27 protein-coding genes are annotated in these 24,950 nt (G+C 64.0%); 15 read left to right on the top strand and 12 right to left on the bottom strand.

Going from position 1 to position 24,950, the window contains the following annotated elements:
* Positions 1-13: 13 nt before the first annotated feature.
* Positions 14-532 (top strand): disulfide bond formation protein B, encoded by a 519-nt coding sequence (locus EN862_RS17450; protein WP_127865800.1) that lies wholly within the window; start codon positions 14-16, stop codon positions 530-532.
* A 167-nt stretch (positions 533-699) separates the two neighbouring features.
* Here EN862_RS17450 and EN862_RS17455 read toward each other — a convergent pair whose 3' ends face one another.
* Together EN862_RS17455 and EN862_RS17460 are read right to left on the bottom strand one after the other, a co-directional pair.
* A complete protein-coding gene (locus EN862_RS17455; RefSeq protein ID WP_027167440.1) occupies positions 700-1,257 on the bottom strand; it encodes an HNH endonuclease in 558 nt (185 codons plus the stop codon).
* A 110-nt stretch (positions 1,258-1,367) separates the two neighbouring features.
* A complete protein-coding gene (locus EN862_RS17460; protein WP_127865799.1) occupies positions 1,368-2,027 on the bottom strand; it encodes a DNA-3-methyladenine glycosylase in 660 nt (219 codons plus the stop codon).
* 90 nt (positions 2,028-2,117) lie between these two features.
* Here EN862_RS17460 and gluQRS point away from each other — a divergent pair, with 90 nt between their 5' ends.
* Positions 2,118-2,990 (top strand): tRNA glutamyl-Q(34) synthetase GluQRS, encoded by an 873-nt coding sequence (gene gluQRS / locus EN862_RS17465; protein WP_127865854.1) that lies wholly within the window; start codon positions 2,118-2,120, stop codon positions 2,988-2,990.
* Here the strand turns inward: gluQRS and EN862_RS17470 are convergent.
* Positions 2,987-3,382, bottom strand: a complete 396-nt coding sequence (locus EN862_RS17470) for a hypothetical protein (RefSeq protein ID WP_245519633.1) — start codon at positions 3,380-3,382, stop codon at positions 2,987-2,989. The two genes, gluQRS and EN862_RS17470, sit on opposite strands and share 4 nt — an antisense overlap.
* A gap of 47 nt (positions 3,383-3,429) precedes the next feature.
* Between EN862_RS17470 and EN862_RS17475 the strand changes: the two genes are divergently transcribed.
* The gene (locus EN862_RS17475) at positions 3,430-4,320 is read left to right on the top strand and encodes a DMT family transporter (RefSeq protein ID WP_127865798.1); all 891 of its coding nucleotides are present in this window, start codon (positions 3,430-3,432) and stop codon (positions 4,318-4,320) included.
* Positions 4,321-4,388: 68 nt separating this feature from the next.
* Here EN862_RS17475 and EN862_RS17480 read toward each other — a convergent pair whose 3' ends face one another.
* Positions 4,389-5,240 (bottom strand): YihY/virulence factor BrkB family protein, encoded by an 852-nt coding sequence (locus EN862_RS17480; RefSeq protein ID WP_095816917.1) that lies wholly within the window; start codon positions 5,238-5,240, stop codon positions 4,389-4,391.
* Between the two features lie 58 nt (positions 5,241-5,298).
* Between EN862_RS17480 and EN862_RS17485 the strand changes: the two genes are divergently transcribed.
* The 7 genes from EN862_RS17485 to EN862_RS17515 all read left to right on the top strand — a co-directional run bounded on the left by EN862_RS17485 (position 5,299) and on the right by EN862_RS17515 (position 10,761).
* Positions 5,299-6,165, top strand: a complete 867-nt coding sequence (locus EN862_RS17485) for an SDR family oxidoreductase (protein WP_127865797.1) — start codon at positions 5,299-5,301, stop codon at positions 6,163-6,165.
* A gap of 25 nt (positions 6,166-6,190) precedes the next feature.
* Entirely contained in the window at positions 6,191-6,382 is a 192-nt protein-coding gene (locus tag EN862_RS17490) for a twin transmembrane helix small protein (RefSeq protein WP_127865796.1), read from the top strand.
* Positions 6,383-6,400: 18 nt separating this feature from the next.
* Entirely contained in the window at positions 6,401-6,982 is a 582-nt protein-coding gene (locus EN862_RS17495) for a cob(I)yrinic acid a,c-diamide adenosyltransferase (protein ID WP_127865795.1), read from the top strand.
* Positions 6,983-7,015: 33 nt separating this feature from the next.
* The gene (locus EN862_RS17500; RefSeq protein ID WP_245519634.1) at positions 7,016-7,816 is read left to right on the top strand and encodes a rhomboid family intramembrane serine protease; all 801 of its coding nucleotides are present in this window, start codon (positions 7,016-7,018) and stop codon (positions 7,814-7,816) included.
* 162 nt (positions 7,817-7,978) lie between these two features.
* The gene (locus EN862_RS17505; protein WP_127865794.1) at positions 7,979-8,728 is read left to right on the top strand and encodes an electron transfer flavoprotein subunit beta/FixA family protein; all 750 of its coding nucleotides are present in this window, start codon (positions 7,979-7,981) and stop codon (positions 8,726-8,728) included.
* A gap of 24 nt (positions 8,729-8,752) precedes the next feature.
* Positions 8,753-9,682, top strand: a complete 930-nt coding sequence (locus EN862_RS17510) for an electron transfer flavoprotein subunit alpha/FixB family protein (RefSeq protein WP_127865793.1) — start codon at positions 8,753-8,755, stop codon at positions 9,680-9,682.
* Positions 9,683-9,882: 200 nt separating this feature from the next.
* Positions 9,883-10,761 carry a 3-hydroxybutyryl-CoA dehydrogenase gene (locus EN862_RS17515; RefSeq protein WP_127865792.1) on the top strand — a complete coding sequence of 293 codons (879 nt, stop codon included), beginning with the start codon at positions 9,883-9,885 and terminating at the stop codon, positions 10,759-10,761.
* A gap of 30 nt (positions 10,762-10,791) precedes the next feature.
* On the opposite strand, the gene EN862_RS17520 is transcribed toward EN862_RS17515, so the two are convergent.
* From EN862_RS17520 to EN862_RS17535, 4 genes are all read right to left on the bottom strand, one after another.
* On the bottom strand, positions 10,792-12,747 hold the full coding sequence (locus EN862_RS17520; RefSeq protein WP_245519635.1) for a PAS domain S-box protein: 1,956 nt from the start codon (positions 12,745-12,747) through the stop codon (positions 10,792-10,794).
* Between the two features lie 153 nt (positions 12,748-12,900).
* Positions 12,901-13,539, bottom strand: coding sequence for an NrsF family protein (locus EN862_RS17525; RefSeq protein ID WP_127865790.1), 639 nt, complete (start codon positions 13,537-13,539; stop codon positions 12,901-12,903).
* A gap of 1 nt (position 13,540) precedes the next feature.
* Positions 13,541-14,077: a sigma-70 family RNA polymerase sigma factor gene (locus EN862_RS17530; RefSeq protein WP_127865789.1), complete on the bottom strand. Its 537-nt coding sequence runs from the start codon at positions 14,075-14,077 to the stop codon at positions 13,541-13,543.
* A gap of 125 nt (positions 14,078-14,202) precedes the next feature.
* Positions 14,203-15,222: a hypothetical protein gene (locus tag EN862_RS17535; protein ID WP_127865788.1), complete on the bottom strand. Its 1,020-nt coding sequence runs from the start codon at positions 15,220-15,222 to the stop codon at positions 14,203-14,205.
* A gap of 93 nt (positions 15,223-15,315) precedes the next feature.
* On the opposite strand from EN862_RS17535, the gene EN862_RS17540 reads away from it, so the two are divergent.
* From EN862_RS17540 to EN862_RS17560, 5 genes are all read left to right on the top strand, one after another.
* A complete protein-coding gene (locus EN862_RS17540; protein WP_127865787.1) occupies positions 15,316-15,969 on the top strand; it encodes a GNAT family N-acetyltransferase in 654 nt (217 codons plus the stop codon).
* A complete protein-coding gene (locus EN862_RS17545) occupies positions 15,966-17,183 on the top strand; it encodes a cytochrome P450 (RefSeq protein WP_127865786.1) in 1,218 nt (405 codons plus the stop codon). Before EN862_RS17540 ends, EN862_RS17545 begins: the two co-directional genes overlap by 4 nt.
* Positions 17,184-17,340: 157 nt before the next feature.
* The gene (locus EN862_RS17550) at positions 17,341-18,345 is read left to right on the top strand and encodes an iron ABC transporter substrate-binding protein (RefSeq protein ID WP_127865785.1); all 1,005 of its coding nucleotides are present in this window, start codon (positions 17,341-17,343) and stop codon (positions 18,343-18,345) included.
* Between the two features lie 160 nt (positions 18,346-18,505).
* Positions 18,506-20,080, top strand: a complete 1,575-nt coding sequence (locus tag EN862_RS17555; protein WP_127865784.1) for an iron ABC transporter permease — start codon at positions 18,506-18,508, stop codon at positions 20,078-20,080.
* Positions 20,077-21,159, top strand: a complete 1,083-nt coding sequence (locus tag EN862_RS17560; RefSeq protein WP_127865783.1) for an ABC transporter ATP-binding protein — start codon at positions 20,077-20,079, stop codon at positions 21,157-21,159. Before EN862_RS17555 ends, EN862_RS17560 begins: the two co-directional genes overlap by 4 nt.
* 20 nt (positions 21,160-21,179) lie before the next feature.
* Here EN862_RS17560 and EN862_RS17565 read toward each other — a convergent pair whose 3' ends face one another.
* Genes EN862_RS17565 through EN862_RS17580 form a run of 4 tightly spaced genes read right to left on the bottom strand, consistent with a single transcriptional unit; the run spans position 21,180 to position 24,950 of the window.
* The gene (locus EN862_RS17565; protein WP_127865782.1) at positions 21,180-21,977 is read right to left on the bottom strand and encodes a phosphodiesterase; all 798 of its coding nucleotides are present in this window, start codon (positions 21,975-21,977) and stop codon (positions 21,180-21,182) included.
* Between the two features lie 46 nt (positions 21,978-22,023).
* Positions 22,024-23,130: a sn-glycerol-3-phosphate ABC transporter ATP-binding protein UgpC gene (ugpC, locus tag EN862_RS17570; RefSeq protein ID WP_127865781.1), complete on the bottom strand. Its 1,107-nt coding sequence runs from the start codon at positions 23,128-23,130 to the stop codon at positions 22,024-22,026.
* A 12-nt stretch (positions 23,131-23,142) separates the two neighbouring features.
* Positions 23,143-24,057, bottom strand: coding sequence for an ABC transporter permease subunit (locus EN862_RS17575; protein WP_127865780.1), 915 nt, complete (start codon positions 24,055-24,057; stop codon positions 23,143-23,145).
* An 8-nt stretch (positions 24,058-24,065) separates the two neighbouring features.
* On the bottom strand, positions 24,066-24,950 hold the full coding sequence (locus EN862_RS17580) for an ABC transporter permease subunit (RefSeq protein ID WP_127865779.1): 885 nt from the start codon (positions 24,948-24,950) through the stop codon (positions 24,066-24,068).

Here is a 24,950-nt window from a genome sequence, read left to right on the forward strand (position 1 = left end):
ACGGACCCGATCGATGACAGCGACCATGGATGCCGATACCGGACGCCAGCGCACGCGCGCTTCGCTGTTTCTCGCCGTCGCCATGGCGGCGACCGTCGGCTCGGCGCTGGCCTTCCAATATATCGGCGGCTACATCCCATGCCATCTCTGCCTGGAGCAGCGCACGCCCTATTATATCGGCGCGCCGCTGATGCTGCTGGCGGTGATCGCCTCGATGCTTCATACGCCGGCCTGGGTGGCGCGCGGGCTGCTGGCGATCGGCGGCTTGCTGATGCTCTACGGCCTCTACCTCGGCGTCTACCATTCCGGCGTCGAATGGCATTGGTGGGCCGGCCCGACCGACTGCACCGCCGGCGCCGGCCCGGTCGACACTGGCGGCAAGGGCGTGCTCGACGCGCTCGACAAATTCGTGCCGCCGTCCTGCGACAAGGCGGCGCTCCGCATCCTCGGCCTGTCGCTCGCCGGCTGGAACGCCATCGCCAGCCTCGTGCTTGCCGCCGTCGCCTTCCGCAGCGCGTTATCCCGCGACTGAGCCAATTTTCTATCGAACGGCACGGCGGAGAGTTCGCCCAGAAATTCGCCAGCCCGGATTGGCTGGCGCGGCTTTCGAGAACCGGAGCGGAGCGTACTTAAGTACGTGAGCACCGGAAGCGCAGAAAGCTGCGGCAGACGGCCGGGCTCGCGGATTTCTGCCGAACTCTAAGGTTCCAGTTCGACATCCCAGTACAGATAATCCATCCAGCTTTCGTGCAGATGGTTGGGCGGGAACAGGCGGCCGTTGTTGTGCAGGTCGTGCACCGTCGGCTGATAGGGCTTTTGCAGCGGCCACATCTTGGCCTGCGCCGGCATCATGCCGCCCTTGCGAAGATTGCAGGGCGAGCAGGCGGCGACGACATTCTCCCAGGTCGTCGCCCCGCCGCGATGGCGCGGGATGACGTGGTCGAACGTCAGATCCTCCGGCGTGCCGCAATACTGGCACTGGAAACGGTCTCGAAGGAACACGTTGAAGCGGGTGAAGGCGGGATGCCGCGACGGCTTCACATAGGCCTTGAGGCTGACCACGCTCGGCAGCTTCATCGAGAAGGTCGGCGAGGAGACCGCGTGCTCGTATTCGGCGACGATGTTGACCCGGTCGAGGAACACAGCCTTGATGGCGTCCTGCCACGACCAGAGCGACAGGGGGTAATAGCTGAGCGGACGGTAGTCCGCATTCAGCACCAGCGCGGGAAGCCCATCCGGAGATACGGCAACCGTCACGTCCTTCGCCTCCTACATTCCAAACCGAACGGCGCGGATACTGTAAGCCCGACATGACAGGGATGTGAAGCGGATTGTCTCTCGCCGAAACTCTCAAAAACGCATGATTTTCATGCTTTTTTGGCCATTTCGACGGGAGGCGCCGCGTCCCTGCCCTTCAGTTCACGATAATAGGCCCAAAAAAGCCGCGACGCGACACCCCGCCAGGGGCTCCATGATTCGGCCAGCCGGATAAGCATTTTCTCCGGCGGACGCGGGTCTATGCCGAGCGCATTGCCGACCGCCGTCTGCAGCGCGACGTCGCGCGCTGGGAACACATCCGGATGGCCGGCGGCAAACAAAAGGTAGCATTCGGCCGTCCAAGGGCCGATGCCGGGCACGGCCGTCATCGCCGCGATCGCCTCGCCGGCGTCCAGCGTGCACAGGTGATCGAGGTCGAGCCCGCCGGACACCGCTTCGGCGACGGCGAGCAGCCCGCGCTGCTTCGGCCGCGACAACCCGGCCTCGCGAAACACGTCTTCGCCCGCGGCCAGGATTGCCTGTGGCGTCAGCGGATCGACCAGCTTGACCAGCCGCCCGAAGATCGCATCGGCGCTGGCACGGGAAACCTGCTGTGAAACGATGATCGAAGCCAGGCTTCGAAACCCCGGTTCCGACAGCCGGAGCGGCACCTCGCCCGCCTTGCCGCGCACCGTCTCCAGCCGCGGATCGATCCGGCAGAGGGCGTCGAGCCCTGCCGCAATGTCGTCGAGCGAGGCGATGCGTTGCACGTTCTTGTTCCCAGGGCGCCTGTGAAGTGGCAATGGATGGCTAACTATCAACCCGCGAAAGCACCTTTCAACCCGAATGCCGTCTCGAAGATGACGCTCCTGACATTCCGCTTCGCGCCGAGCCCGAATGGTGAACTGCATCTCGGCCATGCATATTCCGCCCTGCTGAACCAACAGATGGCAGCGCAAGTAGGCGGGCGGCTGCTGCTGCGCATCGAGGACATCGACATCACCCGCTGCACGCCGCAATTCGAGGCCGGCATCTTCCGCGACCTCGACTGGCTGGGATTGCGCTGGGAAGAACCGGTGCGCCGCCAGTCCGAGCATTTTGCCGAATACCGGGCGGTGCTCGACCGGCTGATCGCCGAGGAACTGGTCTATCCGGCTTTCATGAGCCGGGGCGAGATCCGCGCCTTCATCGCCGAGGCCGGCGGCCGCGACTGGCCGCGCGATCCCGACGGCGTGCCGCTCTACCCACCGCTCGACAAGGCTTTGCCGGCCAGCGAGCGCAAGCGGCGGATCGCCGAGAACATGCCCTTCGCCTGGCGGCTCGACGTCGAGGCGGCGAGAATGCGCGTCAGGGCCGACCTGTCATGGATCGAATTCGCCGATGAGACGATGTCGGCGACCCGAACCGTCGAAGCGCAACCGCAGGCCTGGGGCGACGTCATCGTCGCCCGCCGCGACACCCCGACCAGCTACCATCTCGCCGTCGTCGTTGACGACGCGCTGCAGAACATCAGTCATGTCGTGCGCGGCCAGGATCTCTATGCGGCGACCGGCGTGCAGCGCCTGCTGCAGGAACTGCTCGGCCTGCCGCAGCCGCGCTATTTCCACCACCGCCTGATTCTCGGCCCTGACGGCCGTAAACTGTCCAAAAGCTTCAAGGACACCGGTCTTGCCGCGCTTCGCGAGGCAGGCATGTCGCCGCAGGACGTCAGGCGGCTTGTCGAGTTTGATTAAAGTCGCGCCATCCCGGCCTTGATCAGCGCCAGCACGCTGATGAAGGCAAAGGCGCCGCCGAGCCCACAGGCAACCGCCAGCCTGAGATCGTTCAGGCTGATGCCATGCTTGTGGGCGATCACCATCGCGGCAAAAAAACCGAAGATGAACAGCAGCGTGTTGCCGGTCGGGCCGAATCCGCTCTCCTTCATGACCGCGTCGAGCGCCGTACCGAAGAAGAAGCCGAAGCCGGCGATGATCAAGAAGGCGAACAACAGCCAGGTCGTGTCGAGATGCAAAAACATGCCCACCCATGGCGCGACGACGCGCCATGCCCCTCCTGGCACGGTTTGTTGAATTCGACTTAGCTTATGGATCAACCGTTTCGTTTTGCTTGCCGGATTGAACGGCATTAGAGCAATTGCCGTCATCAATCGTTCACCCCGGCAGCCTCCCATCCATGCAGAGCATCAAGCGGTTCATTCCCGCCTCTTTCGTCGTTTTGTGGGCGACGGGCTTCATCGGCGCACGCTACGCCATGCCCTGGGCCGAGCCCTTCACCTTCCTTGCCATCCGCTTCGTGATAGCGGCGATCCTGTTTGCCGGCCTCGCCGTGCTGCTTGGCTCGGCCAAGGCCACGCGCGACGAGGCGTTGCACGCGACGGGGGCCGGCGTCCTCATGCATGGCGTCTATCTCGGCGCCGTCTTCTGGGCGATCCACCGGGGCATGCCGGCGGGGTTTTCGGCATTGATCGTCGGCCTGCAGCCATTGATCACGGCCGTGCTTGCGGGCAGGTTCCTCGGCGAGGCGATCCTGCCCCGCCATTGGGCCGGGCTCGCTGTCGGGCTTGTGGGCGTCGTCATTGTGCTGTGGCCGAAGCTCGGAGCGGTCGGCGGCGGCGTGACCGCGGCGACATTGACTGCATCGCTCGTCTCGGTGCTCGGCATGAGCGCCGGCACCATCTGGCAGAAGCGCCACGCCTCCGGCGGCGATCTGGTGTCGGCGACGATGTGGCAGTATGTAGGCGGCTCCATCGTGATGATCCTGGGCTCGCTTGCCTTCGAGACGCGCGCCATCACCGTCAATGGCGAGTTGATCTTTGCCATGGCCTGGCTGGTCCTGGTGCTGTCGGTCGGCGCCATCTTCCTGTTGATGGTGATGATCAGGGACGGCGAGATGTCGAAGGTCGCCTCGCTCTTCTACCTGGTGCCGGCCGTAACCGCGATCATCGCCTGGATGCTTTTCGACGAGCAGCTCAACCTGCTGCAGATCGCCGGCATGGCGATCGCGACCCTTGGCGTCGCCCTGGCGACGGCGGGGCAGGGACGGAAAGAGGAACTGAGGAACTGAGGAACTGAAGAAAACACAGCGCTAGTTATTGCCGCCTTTTCCTCAGTTCCTCAGTTCCCGGCGCCATCTCAGCCGACGCGCGCACGCGCCTCCAGGTAACGGCTGATCGCTGCGTTGAGCTCGCCGCCGAGGATGAAGATCGCCGAGATGATGTAGAGGAAAACCACCGCGATCATGATCGAGGCGAGCCCCGCATAGGTCGTCACGTAGGATGAGAAATGGTCGAGATAGCTGGCGAAGATCGTCGAGCCGGCGAGCCAGGCGATCAGCGTGAAGACGATGCCCGGTATGATCGAGACGAAGCGGCGCTTGCCGGCCGGCAGCCAGATATGCACCGAGAACAGCCCGATGACGATGACGGTGGAGGCGACGACGTAACGCCACAGCGTGATGGTGCCCATATAAGGCTTGATCCATTCGAGATGCGCCTCCGCCAGCCTGGCCAGCAGGGGGGCGAACACCAGAAGCACGCTGACGGCCAGGAAACAGGCCGTGGCGATCAGCACGAAAATGATGCTCTGCACCCTGCGGTGGATGATGCCGCGCGTTTCCGTGACACGATAGGCCCGGTTGAGCGAGGTGCGCAGCGCCTCGATGCCGTTCGACGCGAAATAGGCGGCAAGCACGACGCCGTAGGTCAAAAGGTCGGTTCGCCTGACGGTGAGAACGTTCTGCACCTCGCGCGCGATCGGCTTGGCGATCTGCTCCGGCCAGGTGTCGAAAACGAGATGCACCGCCGTATCCGAGAACGCCTGCGCGCCGAGGAAGCTGGCCAGTGTCGTGGCGAAGATCAGGAACGGAAACAGCGCCATCAGCGAGGTGATGGCGAGATGGCTGGCCATCGCCCAGCCGTCGTCATTGGTGAAATGGCCGATCGCATCGTAGAGCACGCGCTTGACGGCGACGATATTCCTGAGCAAGGACCCGCGCTCCGCTCGATTGTGTCGACGCCGCGAATATGGGAAGTGATTGCGGCAAATGGCAACCCCAGGTCAGACAACGTCCACCGTCGCGAAAGAGTTGCGCACCGTCATCGTCACCGGGGCGTCCTCCGGCATCGGCGCCTATTGCGCGCGGGCCTTGAAGGCTGAGGGCTGGCGGGTCTTCGCGACGGCGCGCAAGCCGGACGATATCGCCGCGCTCGAGGCCGACGGCCTGGAGGCCTTTTACCTCGATTATCGCGAGCCCGAATCCATCGCCGCGCTGGTCGAGGCGGTGCTGGAGCGCACCGGTGGCACGCTTGACGCGCTGTTCAACAATGGCGCCTACGCCCAGCCCGGCGCCGTCGAGGACCTGCCAGTCGCAGCGCTGCGCGAGCAGTTCGAGGCCAATTTCTTCGGCTGGCACGATCTTACCCGGCGCGTCATGCCGATCATGCGCCGCCAGGGGCACGGCCGTCTCGTCCATTGCTCCTCGATCCTCGGACTGGCGCCTGTCCGCTTTCGCGGCGCCTATTCGGCATCCAAGCACGCCATAGAAGGCCTTATGCTGTGCATGCGCCAGGAACTCGAAGGCAGCGGCATCCATCTCTCGCTCATCGAACCGGGACCGGTGACCTCGAAGATCGCCAGCAATGGCCTGCCCTGGTTTTTGAAGAACATCGACGTCGAGAATTCCGTCCACCGCGCCGATTATCAGGCGCAGCTCGCCCGGCTTCAGGCCGGCGGCAGCGTGTCGAAGCTGAAGCCCGGGCCGGAGATCGTGCACAAGGCGCTCCGCCACGCGCTTCTGTCACAGCGCCCGCGCCCACACTATGTGGTAACGGTGCCGGCCAGGATCGGCGCGGTACTCAAACGCATCCTGCCGGCGTCAATGCTGTACCGCATGCTCGCCAGGCGCGCCTGACCGAAACTGAACCGGAGCCAGCCAGATGGTCATCGTCTTGAAGATTCTCGCCGTCATCGCGATGGCGGCCGTGCTGATCGTGCTGGTCCGCGGCCTGATCAACATGATGCGCGGCGGCTCCGGCGTCACCTCGAACAAGCTGATGCAAGCCCGTGTGATGCTGCAGGCCGTAGCCTTGGCGCTGCTGTTGCTGGTGGTCTATTTCACGCGCAATTAGGGTCTTTTGGGGGACGTTATGGTCAAGCTCAATAAGATCTACACCCGCACCGGCGATGACGGCACCACCGGGCTAGGCACCGGCGAGCGGCGGCTGAAATCCGACTTGCGCGTCGATGCCTATGGCACCATCGACGAGGCCAATGCCTGCATCGGCATGGCCCGCATCCATACCGCCGGCGAACATCCCTTGATCGACGCCATGCTGTCGCGCATCCAGAACGACCTTTTCGATCTCGGAGCCGACCTCGCCGTACCCGACGACGGCAAGCCGCTGGACTACGAGCCGCTGCGTGTCGTCGCCGCCCAGACCGGCCGCGTCGAACAGGACATCGACCTCCTCAACAAGGAACTGCAGCCGCTGAAATCCTTCGTGCTGAACGGCGGCACGCCGGCAGCCGCCGCGCTCCATCTGGCCCGCACCGTGGCGCGCCGGGCCGAGCGCCTGATGGTGGCGCTGGCGCAGGATCCGACCGAGCATGTCAACCGCGAGGCGCTCAAATACATCAACCGCGTCTCGGATTTCCTGTTCGTCGCCGCGCGTGCCGTCAATGACAATGGAAAGGCCGACGTGCTATGGGTTCCCGGCAAGAACCGCTGAATGAACCGCTGAATTCGGGGGCGGGAGGGTCCGATGTTCATCCCGCTTTATGACACCAACAGGCTGCGCCACATCCGCCTGCAATATGTGACGATCGGCCTGATCGTGGCGAATGCGCTGGTCTATCTGGCGACTACGCTTGGCGGTGAGAACTTCACCAATGCCGCGGTTCTCGGTCTCGGCTTCATCCCTTCGGTGGTGCACGACAAGGTCGAGCTGTCGCCAGAATTCGTCGTCATCCCCGAAAGCCTCAGCTACCTCACCTATTCCTTCCTGCACGCCGACATTTTCCATCTCGGCGGCAACATGCTGTTCCTGTGGGTATTCGGCGACAATGTCGAGGATGCGCTCGGCCACATACGCTACCTGATCTTCTACCTCGCCTGCGCCGTCGCCGGCGCTTTCTTCCAGGGGCTGGTGGCCTGGGATTCGCAGGTGCCGCTGATCGGTGCCTCCGGCGCCATTGCCGGCGTCGTCACCGCCTATTTGATTCTCTACCCTCGCGTGAAAGTCTGGGTTCTGGCCTTTGCCCGCATCCCCTTGCGCATTCCGGCCTTCATCCCGCTGATCCTCTGGATCCTGTTCCAGATCGTGATGTTTGCCGCCGGCGGCGAGGACCAGATTTCCTGGGCCTGCCACATCGGCGGCATCATCGCCGGATTCGTGCTGGTGCTGGTGCTGCGCAGCCGCGGCGTGCCGCTGCTGGCCGGCGCCGACGGCGAGCCGGACCCGACGCCGAACATCCAGCAGCCGCCTGTCCCCGTTGAGCCCACCCCGAGCGACGGCGCCCCGGCGCAGCAATGGGGCCGTGGAGCAGCGACGCCTCGCGACTGAACCGATTTGGGTGCGTCGTGGGATATTGACGCGCGGATTTGCCGCCACTACGGAAACGGCACCGTTGGGCGGATATTCCGCCCGGAATGTCGGCTTTCGACAACTCTGACAGGGCGTACGCTGCTATAGCGCCCCGACTATTTCAGGAGAGGTGACAGGAAAATGAAGATCCTTGTGCCCGTGAAGCGGGTTGTGGACGCCAACGTCAAGGTCCGGGTGAAAGCCGACGGACTGGGCGTCGAGCTTGCCAACGTCAAGATGGCGATGAACCCGTTCGACGAGATCGCGGTCGAGGAAGCGATCCGCATCAAGGAAGCCGGCAAGGCGGAAGAAATCATCGTCGTCTCGGTCGGCCCGCAGCAGGCGCAGGAGACGCTGCGCACCGCGCTCGCCATGGGCGCCGACCGGGCCATCCTGGTCAAGACCGACGAGCAGACCGAGCCGCTGGGCGTCGCCAAGGTGCTGAAGGGCGTGGTCGAGGCGGAGAAGCCCGGCCTCGTCATCCTCGGCAAGCAGGCGATCGACGACGATTCCAACCAGACCGGCCAGATGCTGGCCGCGCTCCTCGGCTGGTCGCAGGGCACCTTCGCCTCCAAGGTCGAGCTTGCCGGCGACAAGGCCAAGGTGACGCGCGAAGTCGACGGCGGCTTGCAGACGGTCGAGCTGAAGATGCCGGCGATCGTCACCGCCGACCTTCGCCTCAACCAGCCGCGCTACGCCTCGCTGCCCAACATCATGAAGGCCAAGAAGAAGCCGCTCGACGAGAAGAGCCCGGCCGACTTCGGCGCCGACGTCAAGCCGCGCCTCAAGGTGATCAAGACCGAGGAGCCCGGCGGCCGCAAGGCGGGCGTCAAGGTGAAGTCGGTGGCCGAGCTGGTCGAGAAGCTGAAGAACGAAGCCGGCGTGCTCTGAAGCGATCGGGAAAGGACAAAGAAAATGGCAATTCTCCTCATCGCCGAACATGACAACGCAAGCCTTTCCGACCAGACCGCGAAGGCGCTGTCGGCGGCTCTCCAGATCGGCGCGGAAGTCGACGTGCTGGTGGCCGGCAAGGGTGCCAAGGGCGCTGCCGACGCCGCCGCCAAGCTGAAGGGCGTGCGCAAGGTGCTGCTCGCCGAAGCCGATGAGCTTTCGGAACGCCTCGCCGAGCCGACGGCGGCTCTCGTGGTGTCGCTCGCGGGCGGTTACGACACGATCATTGCGCCGGCGACCTCCGCCGGCAAGAACATCGCGCCCCGCGTCGCAGCCCTCCTCGACGTCGCCCAGGTGTCGGAGATCATCGAGGTGGTCTCGCCTGACACGTTCAAGCGCCCGATCTATGCCGGCAACGCCATCCAGACTGTCCAGTCGACCGACGCCAAGAAGGTCATCACCGTGCGCACCGCTTCCTTCGCGGCAGCGCCGGAAGGTGGTTCCGCGTCGGTTGAGACGGTCGGCGCCGCCGCCAACCCCGGCCTGTCGTCTTTCGTGGAGAACAAGCTTTCCGAGAATGATCGTCCGGAGCTGACCTCGGCCAAGATCATCATCTCCGGTGGTCGCGCGCTCGGCTCCTCGGAAAAGTTCCAGGAAGTCATCCTGCCGGTCGCCGACAAGCTCGGCGCCGCGGTCGGTGCCTCACGCGCCGCCGTCGACGCCGGCTACGCGCCGAACGACTGGCAGGTCGGCCAGACCGGCAAGGTGGTCGCACCCGACCTCTACATCGCCGTCGGCATTTCCGGCGCCATCCAGCACCTCGCCGGCATGAAGGATTCCAAGGTCATCGTCGCCATCAACAAGGACGAGGAGGCGCCGATCTTCCAGGTTGCCGACTACGGCCTGGTCGGCGATCTCTTCGTCATCCTTCCGGAGCTGCAAAAGGCGCTTTGACGCCGTCCGTTCCGGCATATTAAAATCCAAAGGGTGGGGTAGACGAAGTCGCCCCGCCCTTTTAGTTTGCACTGCACAAAAAGCGGGCCATCAAGGTCCGGAGTCAATCCGGCGGTTCGCATCCGGATTGCGGGAAACAAACAAGCAGGAGCGTCTTTGTACTTCACGGAAGTGCAGGCGTTCCGGACGGGATCGGGGTCATGAGCAAGATCGAGACGATCGGCATTGTCGGCGCGGGTCAGATGGGTGGCGGTATTGCCCATGTCTCGGCGCTGGGTGGCTACAAGGTCCTGATCCACGATATATCGGCCGACCGGATCGAGAAGGGCATTGCCACCATCAGCGGCAACATGGCCCGCCAGGTCGGTTCCGGCAAGCTCGAGGAAAAGGCGCGCAACGAAGCGATGGCGCGCATCTCCGCCGCCCCGGCCATGGCCGACCTCGCCGGCGCCGACCTGGTGATCGAAGCCGCCACCGAGGACGAGACGGTCAAGCGCAAGATCTACGCGCAGCTCTGCCCGCAGCTCAATCCGGAAGCGATCCTGGCGACCAACACCTCGTCCATCTCGATCACCCGGCTCGCCGCCCAGACGGACCGCCCCGAGCGCTTCATCGGCATACATTTCATGAACCCGGTGCCGGTGATGAAGCTGGTCGAGCTGGTGCGCGGCATCGCCACTGAGGACCAGACCTTCGAGGCGGCCAAGACCTATGTGAAGCACCTCGACAAGACGATCACCGTCTCGGAGGATTTCCCGGCCTTCATCGTCAACCGCATCCTTTTGCCGATGATCAACGAGGCGATCTACACGCTCTATGAGGGTGTCGGCACGGTCGACGCCATCGACACCGCCATGCGGTTAGGCGCCAATCATCCGATGGGGCCGCTGCAGCTCGCCGACTTCATCGGCCTCGACACGTGTCTTTCGATCATGCAGGTGCTGCATGAGGGCCTGTCGGACTCGAAATACCGCCCCTGCCCGCTGCTGGTGAAATATGTCGAGGCGGGCTGGCTCGGCCGCAAGACCGGTCGCGGTTTCTACGACTATCGCGGCGACCATCCGGTGCCGACGCGCTGATCTTCCGCGGCTGAACCCTTTTGCCGCTGCTCAGGACGCCGCGGCGAGCGGCAGCGGCGGCACATCTCTTGAAGTTTCGTCCGGCGCGGCGGAAACGCAACCGCGGCCGGCAGCCTTGGCGGCGTAGCAGGCGGCGTCGGCACGCGCGATGATCTCGTCCACCTCGCCGCAACCAGCGCGGATCGGCGCAAGTCCGATGCTGGCGCCGATCGAATGCGGGCGACCGTCCCAGCTGAAATTGAGGTTGCGGATTGCATCGATGATCGAGCGCGCCGCAACCGGCCCGCCCACCGCACCCGACTTGAGGATGACGGCGAACTCGTCGCCGCCGAGCCGCGCGACGATGTCTTCCGGGCCAAGCACATTGCGCAAGGTGTCGGCCACGCGCCTGAGCAGCGCATCGCCCGCGGCATGGCCGCCGGTGTCATTGACGGCCTTGAAGTGGTCGAGGTCGACGAACATGAACTGGTGCTCGTCGCCATTGAGGCGGCACTGATCGACCAGCTCCTCCATGGTACGGATGAAGCTCGAGCGGTTGGCGAGCCCGGTCAGCGCGTCATGGGCGGCTGCGTGGGCCAGCTGACGCTGCAGGGCGCGCGCGTCGGTGAAGTCCTGGAAGACGATGACCAGGCCGCAGAACTCCTCGCGGTCGTTCATGATCGGCGACACCACCTGGCGGATGCTGCAGCGCGTATCGTCGCGCCGCACGAGGACCGCGCGCGTGTTCTGGTCGCAAAGGGGCCGCGCGCTCGCCGAAGGGCGCGTCAAGCCGATTCTCTGCCCGCTTTCCTCGTCGACGGCCCAATAGACATGGCCGAGCACCTTTCCAAGGGCTTCGCCGACGTCAACGCCGGTGAGCTTTTCCGCGACCGGGTTCATGAAGGTGATTCGGTTGGCGGCATCGGTGCAGATCACCGCGTCGCCGATCGACTGCAACGTCACCCTTAGGCGCTCTTTCTCGTCGGCCAGCATCGCGGCCGAAACCATCAGCCGCGCCTCGGCCTCCTTGCGCTGCGTGATATCGGTCAGGCTGCCGATGGCCCGGATCACCCGGCCCTCGGCGTCGCGCTCGATCGTCTTGCCGCGGTCGAGGATCCAGACCCAGTGGCCGTTCTTGTGCCGCATCCGGAACTCGGCTTCGAAAAACGGCGTCTCGCCGGCAAGGTGCGCGCGATCCGCCTCGGCGACACGGCCGCGATCGTCGGGATGGATCATGGTCAGCCAGCGATCAGGGTCGCCGTCGAGCTCGCCATCGGCATAGCCCAGCATCTTCACCCAGGTTTCGGAATAGGTTGTGCCACCTTTGCGCATATCGAGGCTCCAGACGCCCTGTCCTGTGCTGGTGAGCGCGAAATTCCAACGGGTCTCGGCCTCGGCAATGCGCGCCTCCGCTTGCTTGCGCGCGTCGATGTCCTCGATCTGCGACACCAGATAAAGCGGTTTGCCGGTGTCCTCGTCGAGGATGACCGACCCGGCGAGCTGTGCCCAGACCGGGGTCCCGTCCTTCCTGAGGTAGCGCTTTTCGAAATGGTAGGAGCTGATCCTGCCTTCCTTCACGTTCAGCATCGTCTCGCGGCCGACCGACAGGTCGTCCGGATGCGTGATCTGCGGGAAGGTCAGTGCCTCGATCTCCGCGCGGCTGTAGCCCAGCATCGCGGCAAAGGCCGGGTTGGCCTGCTGGATGCGCCCGTCGAGGCCGACGATGGCGACCCCGATCGCCGAATCCTCCATGGCGCGACGGAAGCGCTGCTCGCTCTCGGCGATCTGCCGGCGGTCATCGACGATACGGTTGATGAACAGCGCCGACAAGAACAGCGTCGCGGCGGTGATGGCGATTGAAATCTGCAGGCAGAGCTTTAGCGCGTCCGCACCAAATTCAAAGCGTGGCGACAGGACCGACGCGGCGGTGGCAACGATGCCGATTGCCAGCAAACCCTGCGCAGCATGCCTGTCGGCACGAAGCCCTTTCCAGTTCAACCACGCCACGATGCGATCCACCCCCAATCCGCAACTGCACGTTGCCACAACCCTGGCGGATCGGTTTTAAGGAATCGTTGCGCAGATGAAAGCGGTCGCTCCGCTAACCGGCAAACAATTTCCGGCATGATTAAAGGACTGTTTCGAAACCGCCCCGGCGGACTACCAGCGCACGAAAAGCCGCCCGCCGATGGCCCCGAGCAGCGTCAGGAAGGCGATGGCGATCGTATACCAGGTGGCGACGAAAAGCGGCGAATCGTCGAAGCAATGCGCGGCGTAGAAGGTTGCCGCGAGCCCGCCCGCGAGCAGCCCGGCGGCGGCGCCCGCGAGCACCGGCCGCGTCGGCGCGCCGTAGCGCAGCATGCCGAGAAAGACCGCTAGCGGACCAACGCCGATCAGCGGGATGAAAGTCATGCAGATCATCATGTTCGAGCCGACGAGCCGCTTGCCCCACTCGGCCTGGGGTATGGCGAAAAGCTCCAGAACCACCGCCAGCACGACCAGAAGCGGCGCGGCAACCATCGAGGCCATCGCCCGCCTTGTCGAGGCACCCGGCATCGACAGCACGCGGATCAGCGCGAAGGCGCTGGCCGCAAGCACCAGCGTGAACACGAATTTCGACATGAAGCGCATCGTGTGCATGGCCGGCATGATGTCGGGACGCGGCCCGATAGTCGTAAAGAACACGGCTGCCGCGATCGCCACGGCAACGCCGGCCGCCAGCCACCAGGCCTTGCCCATCGGCATGGCCTTCTTGCCGGCATCCGCGTCGAGCGCTTTGATCAGATCCTCTGTCCTCATGTCACTGTCGTCCGAATCTTTTGGCGATTGCGGCGAGGCCGCGATGCAGCGACACGCGCACCGCCGTCTCGCTGACGCCGAGCTTGGCGGCGGTCTCGCCGATCGAATGGCCTTCGACCGAGATTGACGAGACCACCGAACGCTGCGTCGGCGGCAGTCCCTCGAGCGCCCGGTTTATGTCGCGCTCGCTGACCGTCTCCGTCTCCGGCTCGGCGAAGGTTTCGGCGATCTCGTCGATCTCGACCTCGATGCGGCGCCCTCGCCGGCGGAACGCGTCGATAAGCTTGAAGCGGGCGATCGCGTAGACCCAGGGCAGCACCGGCGCGTCCGGCCGCCAGGTGTGGCGTTTCACATGAATGGCCAGCAAGGTTTCCTGCACGACATCCTCGGGATCGACTCCGCCCTGAACGATCTTGCGCCGGACAAAGCCGCGAACGAGGGCGGCGATGCGGTGCAGAAAGTCGGCATAAGCCCTTTCATCTCCCGCGATCGCGGCCCTGAGCAGCCCGGAGAGCTCTGCCTCGTCCTTGCCGGTCACAAGAGTTTACCCCCCGAAGTTCGCATCTCGGCCCTGGTTTGTTACGTGCCCGGCGAAATAATGTCCAAGCCAAACTGCCGCAAAATCACGAAAGTTTGCGGAGCATGCCTTACCGCAAGGTCGGGTTATGCCTTCCCGATCGACAGGGCGTTTTTCAGGAACTTTAACCCTTTGCGCGCGGTCAACTTTCGGCGCCTCTTTCGGTACCTCTGTGCCAGCTCCGCCAACATCTCCAAATGGCTCTTGTCGATCTGAGGGACAGAAGCCGCGTCGCGGGCAGCCGGGAGCGCGAGCAGGGCGTCAGCATGCATGTTGGCGTAAGGCGAGGAATCATAGGTATCGAAGGGCGTGGGCGGGTAGCTCAGTATCGTCGGGTTGGTGTTGATCTCGAACACTTGGATGCGGCCTTCCACGAAGGCGTAGTCGATGCGGCCGTAAGAAATTCGGGCCATCTCAAAGACCTTCTGAAGTTCGACCGCATGCGGGTGCGTACGGACGAACAGACGATGCTCGTCCAAATGCCGGCCCGACAAACCACGTCCTGGGTCCTTTATGAACCAGTCGGTGCTCGCGAAACAGTGCTGGGCGTAGCTGTTGACGCCGACCCGATAGGCTGAATATTTTCGGTAGTATCCATCTGCCTCGGGCTTGGACCCAAACTCGACGAGCATGGGGCTAGCCCAATTCAGCTTCCGTAGCTCGACAAGGGCTGATTCCACCTCCGTCACAGATCGCAGGAGGCGCGGGGCCTTGTAAGCAGCGCCGACCTCGTCGCGCAAAAACACCGGATACCGCAACGCGTCCGGTAACGAATGGGGTCTGAACACTCGGAAATCATTGATGCCCTGATCGAACAGCATGCGCAACAGATCGTATCGCCGGAGGCTGTCGCGAGGATGGTTGAGTTGAGCGACCTCGGGGCAATCCCGCTCAATCTGGTCCCGAATTCGGCCCGCTTTGGCGACTTCGGTCGAATTTAGCCGGTCCATGTCCGACCAGATGATGGTTCCCCGCTCGACCCTGAGGAGCAGATCGATTTCGTCATATCCGACCAGACGAAAAATGCGCTGAAGGTCTGTCCGGTAATAAAGAAGCAGACAGGCCTGCGTATACGAATGCGATCGCTGACAAATATAAAAAATCATGATTTCACCCACCCCCCTCAAACTGCCTGGATGGGTGACAAAATCAAGGTCTTCCTCTTATAAGATTGCGCTCAGGCAACCTACTTTTCGAAAATGACAAAAATCACGTTTCATAGGATTGAAGAGAGCGACATTCCGCGTATGGCGGCGATGGAAGTGGCCTCATGGGGCTCTTTGGGCGCAGACGAGACGACGATCCGCCGGCGTCTGTCGCTTGGTCACACCATGATCGCAGCCGTTCGAGACACGGTCATCGCCGGGGCCGTCTGCTTTGTGGAGACCATTGAGGACCCGCGCGACAAGGCGACCTTCCCGGCAACCTTTACCGCTTATTCTTCCCTCGCGCGCTCCGCTCCTCCAAAATCTCTCTATGTCTACAATCTGGGCGTACGCCCGGAGTTTCGGGGAACACCCCTCTCGCGACGGCTATTGGCACGTCTTGTTGATTATGGCCGCGAGGCAGGGACGCGCTGGATAGTCGGCGACGGTCGCTGTCCTTCTTATGGCGGAGCTCAACAAGATTCTCCGGACAAGGTAGCGATAAATGCCGGCTTCCGAAGAACGATTGACGAATGGCACCGCACCGGAATCATGCCGTCTGTCGGCGATTTGACCCAGGATCCCTTGCTCAACTTCTATCACCGGCTTTTGAAATGCGAGTTTCTTCATCTTGCGCCGGCCTTTCTTCCCGAAGACCTTAGCTCCGGCGGGTATCGCGTCATTTTTGCAGTTGATCTCTGTAAATGACTGAGCATCGAGACCTGTTCGATCCGTTGGCACTCGGCAGCGATCCATTTCCGGCGTTCGCCGGCCGACGCAAGGCGGGCGGAAGCGCCTGGGGGAGGCCGCCATACCCAGAGCTGAACGGGGCTTTGTATGTGTTCAGTCACAAGCTCGTTTCCGAAGCCCTGAAACATCCTCTGCTCCTGCAGGCCCCACCAGGCGCATACCAGGAGGTACGGCAGAAGATCACGTCGAGCGACGCGCTCGGCCTTCTAACCCGATCGATGCTGCTGTCGGATCCACCCCGTCACCTGCAACTGCGCCGGCCGCTGTCGGGCCAGATGACCGGTTCTGCCAGCCATGGCATGATCGCGGATCTCCGGCGAGATGCATTGGCGCTGGTCCGCGCTGCCGCAACCGGCCGGCGGTTCGACGCAATCCGAGAGCTCGCCATACCGTTTTCGGTAGGCGTGCTCGCCAATATACTTGGGATCGACATCGAGGACCCCTCACGCGTGGCTGACCTCGCGCAATGCATGGCCGATGCGCTGGACATCAGAACGGCCCAGGTCAGCGAGGATGCGAATGAGGCCTGCCGCGAGTTGTCGGAATGGGTAAATCACATCCTTCAGACCGGCAGGATCAGCTCCGGCGGCCTGGTTGCTCGCATGCTTTCAGAGGCAGAGTTGGGCAAATGGGAGAGGGATGATGTCGTGGCCAATGTGGTGTTCCTGCTTTTCGCCGGTCAGGCAACAGTAGTGGACACGTTTGGAAATGCCCTCCTCGCACTGTCCGCATTCCCGGAGCAGCTGGAGCTGTTGGAGAGCCAGACCGTATCTTGGCAAGCCGCTGCCGAGGAACTGCTGCGGTACTGCGCTCCCGTGCACTACGCAGGAGCACGCATAGCCGCCGAGGGACTGCAATTTGCTGGCCAATTCATCGAGGCCGGGCAAGCTGTCGTACCTGTATTGGCCAGCGCCAACCGGGATGAAGCAGTCTTTCTCGCCGGCGACAGCTTGGATTTGAGGTCGCGAGTGCCATCTACTCTCACATTCGGCACGGGCCTGCATATTTGCTTGGGGCAACAAGTCGCGAGGCTGGAATTGGCCGCCCTGCTTGAAGCCCTGTTCACGGCCGCCAAGGACTGGCGACTGGACCTTGAGGCCTGCGTCAGAAGACCATCGATTCTCCTGTTCGGCTTGAAAAGCGCGCCGATGTCGGCTCGATCGGATCCATGACTGTGTCCGGATGTCCCACCGAAACCGACACGGGGCGCCTCCACCGGAAGCCGCGAGCGACCAATTGAAGCGGCGCCGCAATGTTGACTTTATCAATCAGGTATTGATAGGTGCGATCCGATTGACCCCCTGTCTCCAGATTTGAGGACGATGCCCCATGAAGACTGCCCTTTCCACGCTCGCCGGCGCCGCGCTGGCGCTTGGCCTGATCGCCGGCCCGGCCATGGCAGAGGATCAAGGCATCGTCGTCTACAATGCCCAGCATGAGAGCCTCGCCAAGGAATGGGCAAAAGGCTTCACCAAGGAGACCGGCATCAAGGTCACGCTGCGCAACGGCGGCGACAGTGACTTCTCCAACCAGATCGTCGCCGAGGGGGCGGCCTCTCCGGCCGACGTGTTCCTGACCGAGAATTCGCCGGCCATGGCGCTGGTCGAGGCGGCCGGCCTGTTTGCCCAGGTCGACCCCGGCACCCTCGCCCAGGTTCCCCAGGAATACCAGCCGTCGAGCGGCAAATGGGTCGGCGTCGCCGCCCGCAGCACCGTCTTTGCCTACAACAAGGACAAGCTGAAGGAAGACCAGCTCCCCAAGTCGCTGCTCGATCTCGCCGATCCGAGCTGGAAAGGCCGCTGGGCCGCCTCGCCCTCAGGGGCCGACTTCCAGGCCATCGTCAGCGCCCTGCTCCAGCTCAAGGGCGAGGCCGCGACCACCGACTGGCTGAAGGCCATGAAGGAGAATTTCACCGCCTACAAGGGCAACAGCACTGTCATGAAGGCGGTCAATGCCGGCGAGATCGATGGCGGCGTGATCTACCACTATTACTGGTTCGGCGATCAGGCCAAGACCGGCGAGAACAGCAAGAATGTCGGCCTGCACTATTTCAAGAACCAGGACCCGGGCGCCTTCGTTTCGGTGTCGGGCGGCGGCGTGCTGGCTTCCAGCAAGCATCAGAAGGAAGCCCAGGCGTTCCTGAAGTGGGTGACCGGCAAGGGCGGCCAGGACGTGCTGAAGACGGGCACGTCGTATGAATATGCGGTCGGCAAGGATGCCCAGTCCAACCCTAAGCTGGTGCCGCTGGCCGACCTGCAGGCGCCGAAAATCGATCCGGCGACGCTGAATTCCAAGAAGGTCATCGACCTGATGACGCAAGCCGGCTTGCTTTAGTTCGCGTTCGTCCTAAAAGGGCAAACGACCGTGCTCCCGCGGGAACTCGCTTCCGTGGGAGCGCTTTTGTTTTGGAGATGGCCTCGTCGATGACGATCATCTGCGTTTGCGGCCGCGGCCGCGGTTCATCACGTCGCTTCCGGGCGGCCTATTCCGACTGATGGCGTCCGCGATCCACCTCACGCCTTCCGCGCTGCCGGCGGCCGGAATGAAGAAGCGCCGGGCCATGTCGTGGATCACGCTCGCCGCGGCTCTGATCTCGCTCATCGCGCTGCTGCCTCTCGCCTTCATTGTCTCGGTCGCGATCCAGACCGGCTGGGACACCGTGGTGGCATTGATCTTTCGCCCGCGCGTCGGCGAGCTGCTGATCAACACCGTGCTCCTCATCATCATCACCGTGCCGATCGCCATCACGCTGTCGGTGGCGCTGGCCTGGCTGACTGAACGCAGCGACCTGCCGGGCAATCGGCTGTGGTCGTGGCTGTCGGTGGCGCCGCTCGCCATCCCTGCTTTCGTGCACTCCTATGCCTGGATCAGCTTTGTCCCTGGCCTGCACGGGCTGTGGGCCGGCGTGCTGGTCTCCGTTATCGCCTATTTCCCGTTCCTCTATCTGCCGATCTCCGCGGCATTGCGCCGTCTCGACCCGGCTCTGGAGGATGCGGCGGCGGCGCTTGGCCTAGGCCCCTGGCGGGTTTTCGCGCGCGTCGTGCTGCCGCAGCTGAGGCTCGCCATCTGCGGCGGCTCGCTGCTGGTCGGCCTGCATCTGCTCGCCGAATACGGCCTCTACGTCTTCATCCGTTTCGATACGTTCACCACCGCGATCGTCGACCAGTTCCAGTCGACCTTCAACGGCCCCGCCGCCAACATGCTGGCGGCGGTGCTTGTGGCCTGCTGCCTCTTTCTGCTCGCGCTCGAGGTGATCATCCGCGGCGAGGAACGCTACGCCCGCGTCGGCTCCGGCGCCGCGCGCAAGCAGCAGCGCGCCCGGCTTGGCCGCGCCACGCCGGCCTGCCTGTCCTTGCCGGCGGCCGTCGCGCTGCTGTCGCTCGGCGTGCCCTTCGTCACTGTCGGCCGCTGGCTGCTGGCGGGAGGCGCGGATGTCTGGCGCTGGGACGAGATCAGCCTGGCGCTTGGCCAGACGCTGTTCCTGGCCATCGTTGGCGCCGTGCTTGCAACACTTGCCGCCATGCCGATGGCCTGGATCTCGATCCGCGCGCCGGGACGGCTGCAGCGCCTGCTCGAGGGCTGCAACTACATCGTCGGCGCCCTGCCGGGCGTGGTCATTGCGCTGGCGCTGGTGACGATCACCGTGCGCGTCTCGCTGCCGCTCTACCAGACGCTGTTCACCATCCTGTTCGGTTATGCGCTGATGTTTTTGCCGCGCGCGCTGGTCAGCCTGCGCGCCTCGATCGCGCAGGCCCCGGTGGAGCTGGAACGCGCCGCTTCCAGCCTCGGCCGGCCGCCGGTCAAGGCGCTGTGGGCGACGACCATCCGCCTGTCGGCGCCGGGCGCGGCGGCCGGCATGGCGATGGTGGCGCTCGGCATCACCAACGAGCTCACCGCCACCCAGATGCTGGCGCCCAACGGCACCCGCACCCTGGCGATGGCCTTTTGGTCCTACAGCGGTGAGATCGACTACGCCTCCGCCGCTCCCTATGCGCTGATCATGGTGGCGATGTCGTTGCCGATGACTTGGTGGCTCTACGTCCAGTCGAAGCGGATGGCCGGACGATGAGCTTTCTCGAACTCAGCGATGTTGCCAAGAGCTATGGTCCGGTGACGGCGCTGGGGGGCGTCGACCTTCAGGTCGAAAGCGGCAGCCGCACCGCGATCGTCGGGCCGTCCGGCTGCGGCAAGACCACCTTGCTCAGGCTGATTGCCGGCTTCGAGGCGCCCGATCGCGGCCGCATCGCGCTTGACGGCAAGGTGCTCGCCAATGGCGGGGCGGCCGTGCCGGCGCATCGCCGCGGCATCGGCGTGGTGGCCCAGGATGGCGCCCTGTTCCCGCATCTCAGCATCGCCGACAATATCGGTTTCGGCATCGCGCGGAACGCCGACAAACGGGCTGAGCATATCGTCGAGCTCGCCTATATCGTCGGGTTGGACAAGGCGATCCTGAAACGACGGCCGCACGAGTTGTCCGGCGGCCAGCAGCAGCGCGTGGCGCTGGCACGCGCCATGGCGATGAAGCCGAGGCTGATGCTGCTGGACGAACCCTTCTCGGCGCTCGATACCGGGCTTCGCGCTTCGATGCGCAAGGCGGTTGCCGAGCTTCTGGAAGAGGCGGGCATCACCACCATCCTGGTCACGCACGACCAGGCCGAGGCGCTGTCCTTCGCCAGCCAGGTGGCGGTGATGCGCGACGGCCTGTTCTCGCAGATCGGCACGCCGCGCGAGCTCTATTTCCAGCCCAGGGACAGGATGGTCGCCGAATTCCTCGGCGACGCCATCATCGTGCCCGCCAGGATCGCGGATGGCTTCGCCGTGTCGCGGCTCGGCCGCATCGCCGTCGACACGAAGGAACGGCGCGATGTCGCGCGCATCATGCTGCGGCCCGAGCAGATCCTGCTCAAGCTGACCTCGCGCGAAGGCATGTCGGGCACACCGGACATGCTGTTCGGCGAGGTGACGGACTGCGAATTCGCGGGCGCCGTCTGCACCGTGGCGGTACGGCTGCTCAACAGCCCGGATCCGCCGGACGCGGCAGCGATCGGCAACACGCCGCTCATCTTGCGCAGGACGGGCATGGATGCGCCGGCGGTCGGCGAGATCGTGCGCCTCACCGTCACTGGCAAGGCGCATGTCTTTGCCTGACTGCTAGACTAAAGCGGCCTTTAACGGACTCGTTCGCCCGTGGCCGGCGACCAGAGCGGCCATTGCTCCAGGAAATCGCAGCTGTGGATGACGACGCGGGCACCGTCGATCAGGATGATCGAATAGGCGGGCGGCGCCTGCTCGACCATCTCGTCGCCGACCACGTCGAGCATGAAGCGGGCGTGCAGGCCGCGCTGCACCGAGAACGGAATGCCGGCGACGGTGCCGGCTATGTCGCGGTGGACATGGCCGAAGAAGATGTAGCGGACATTGCCGTGGCGCGTCAGCACGTTGATGAGCCGCTGCGGCTGCTCGAGCCCGAGCGGGTCGAGCAGCGTGAGCCCAAGCTCGACCGGCGGATGGTGCAGGAAGATATAGGCGGCCTTGCCCGCCGCCTCGGCGAGCCGCGCATCGAGCCAGCCAAGCCGGTCGTCGCACAACTCGCCGGTGACGCGGCCTTCGGCCAGGCTGTCGAGGAAAATGAGCTGCCCCTCCGGCGTGTCGAAAACCGACTGCACGAAACCGTTGCCGTCGGTCCCGTTTTCCGGGAAGACGGCGATGAGGTTGGCGCGCCGGTCGTGGTTTCCGGGCAGCAGCCGGTAAGGCACGGCAAGCCGGCTCAGCGCCGCCTTCAGGTCGGCATAGCTGTCGGCCTCGCCGTCGTCGGTCAGGTCGCCGGTGAAGATGCAGAGCGCCGCATCGCTGTGGCGCTGATTAATATGGTCGATGCAATGATCGAGCCGCTCATTCAGGTTCGCGCCATATCGCATCTCGCGCAGACGGCCGAGATGGACGTCGGTAACCTGGATGATCTTCATGCCCTGAACCCTCAATCAAAATGTTCGCATAACCGACGGGAAGGGATCACCCTTGGAGCGCAGGCTCAGGCACCGAGGCCTTGAACACGTCGAGCCTGCCGCCGGTCTCGGAGGAGAAGAAGTGCAGGTCCGACTCTGCGAACTGCAGGCCGATCGTGCTGCCCGGTTCGGGGTGGACTATCTCCGACGTCACGACCGAGAACGGCGCACCATCGAGATCGACATAGATGACACGGCCGGCGCCCAGTTCCTCGATGACGTCGACGGTCGCCGCGAGAGCGCCCGGCGTGCCCGGCGCCACCATGCGCACCGCCTCCGGCCGGATGCCGACCGCGACTTTCGCGCCCACGGCAAGGCCCGTGCGCGACACGCTGAGCTTCCGACTGCCGCCAAGCAGCGAAATGCCGTCGAGCGTCACCGTGCCTTCGAGCATGTTCATCGCCGGCGCGCCGACGAAGGTGGCGACGAAGCGGCTTGCCGGCCGGCCATAAACTTCCGCCGGCGTGCCGACCTGCTCGACGCGGCCGCCATTCATTACCACCAGCCGGTCGGCCAGCGTCATCGCCTCGACCTGATCATGCGTGACGAAGACGGAGGTGGCATTGAGCCGCCGGTGCAGCTTGCGGATTTCCGAACGCATCTGCACTCGCAGCTTGGCGTCGAGGTTGGAGAGCGGCTCGTCGAAGAGGAACACCTTCGGCTCGCGGATCATTGCGCGGCCCATGGCGACGCGCTGGCGCTGGCCGCCGGACAGCGCCATCGGCTTGCGGTCAAGCAAGTGCTCCAGTTCCAGGACGCGCGCCACCGCCTGGATGCGCTGGGTCCGTTCGGCCGACGGAACGCCGGCCACCTTCAGCGAATAGCCGATGTTCTGCGCCACGCTCATATGCGGGTAGAGCGCGTAGTTCTGGAACACCATGGCGCAGCCGCGTTCGCGCGGCTCGAGCTTGTTGACGACCGTGCCGTCGATGGCGATCGTGCCGTCGGAAATCTCTTCCAGCCCCGCGATCATCCTGAGCAGCGTGGACTTGCCGCAGCCCGACGGCCCGAGGATGACGACGAATTCGCCCGAGGCGAAGTCGAGGTCGACGCCGTGCACGACCTGCGTCTTGGCATAGTTCTTCTTGACGCCGCGAATGGTGATGGAGGCCATCTTATCGTCTCCTTATTTTTCGGTGGCGATCAGGCCGCGCACGAACCATCGCTGCATCAGCACCACTACCATCATAGGCGGCAGCATGATGATCAGCGTGCCGGCCATGGCGATATGCCATTCCGGCGCGCCGCCGACATTGGGAATGAGCTGCTTCAGCTCGGTCACCGCCATCGCATGCGACTGATCCGTGGTGATAAGCAGCGGCCACAGATACTGGTTCCAGGCCCACAGGAACATGATGGTGCCGAGCGCCGCCATGTTGTTGCGCGACAGCGGCAACAGGATATCGACGAAGAAGCGCAGCGCGCCGGCGCCGTCCATGCGCGCCGCCTCGGTCAACTCGTCCGGCACGGTCAGGAAGAACTGGCGGTAGAGGAAAGTGCCGGTGGCGGTCGCAATCAGCGGCAGGATCAGGCCGCTATAGGAATTGAGCAGCCCCAGGCTGAGCTGGACCTGAACCCCCGATATCTTCTCGATCAGCCAGGACAGCCCTGTCAGGTCCATGATCGTCTGATAGGGCTCGAGCACGTTGGCGACCACCGCATAGGTCGGCACGATGCGCACTTCGAGCGGCAGCATCAGCGTGATGAAGATCAGCCAGAAGATCAGCATACGGCCGGGGTAGCGGAAATAGACGATCGAGAAGGCGGTGAGCGCCGAGATGATCACTTTGCCGGCGGCAACGCCAAACGCCATGATGAAGGAATTGAGCAGCTTCGGGCCGAGATCGGCCGTCGTCCATGCCGTCTTGATGTTGACCCAGAAGTCGCTGCCCGGCAGCAGCGACATCGGCACGTCGTTGACGTCCTTCAGATTGTGCGAGGCGGCGATCGCCACGATGACGAACGGCGCAACGCAGAACACGAAGCCGGCGAACAGGATCAGATGCGTGAAGAAATTGAGGATCGGGGTGCGCTCGACCATGGCCCGCCTCAGCGATAATGCACGCGCCGCTCGATGAAGCGGAACTGGACGATGGTGAGCGCGACGATCAATAGCATCAGGATGATGCTCTGCGCGGCCGCGCCGGAGTAATCCAGGCCTTTGAAGCCGTCGGAATAGATCTTGTAGACCATCAGATTGGTGGCGTTGGCCGGCCCGCCGGCGGTCATGATGTCGACGATGCCGAAGGAATCCTGGAAACTCTCGGTGATGTTGATGACCAGCAGGAAAAAGATCGTCGGCGTGATCAGCGGGAACTGGATGTCCCAGAACCGCCGGATGACGCCGGAGCCGTCCATCGCCGCCGCCTCGATCAGCGAACGCGGGATCGCCTGCAAGGCGGCAAGGAAGAAGATGAAGTTGTAGCCGACATATTTCCATGAAAAGGCGATGATGACGGATGCCATCGCGTCGGCGCCGTCGAGGCCGGGGTCCCAGAAGCCGGGCCAAACCTTGTTGACGACGGCCATGAAGCCGGCCTCCGGCGCCAGGATGAAACGAAATGCCAGCGCCAGCGCCGGCGCGGCGATGCCGTAAGGCCAGATCAGCACCACGCGATAGAGCCACGAGCCGGCAAGCTGCCGGTCGGTCAGGGCGGCGAGCACCAGCGCGATGACCATCGCCAGGCCCGTGCTGATCCCGGCGAAGATCATGCTGGCGGTGATGGAATTCCAGTAGTCGGCGTTGGCGAGGATCGAGCGGAAATTGTCGAGCCCGACCCAGATGTTGCCGCCGCCCCAGGGCTGCTGCAGCGTCAGCGACCAGTAGACCGCCTGGCCGGCCGGCCAGTAGAAGAAGGTGAAGATCAGGATGAGCTGCGGCACCGCGAATAGGATGCCGATCGTCCATCTGCCGAAAGTGACGCGTTTTTCCAT

It is taken from the genome of Mesorhizobium sp. M2E.F.Ca.ET.219.01.1.1, assembly GCF_004016445.2.
Lineage (GTDB): Bacteria > Pseudomonadota > Alphaproteobacteria > Rhizobiales > Rhizobiaceae > Mesorhizobium.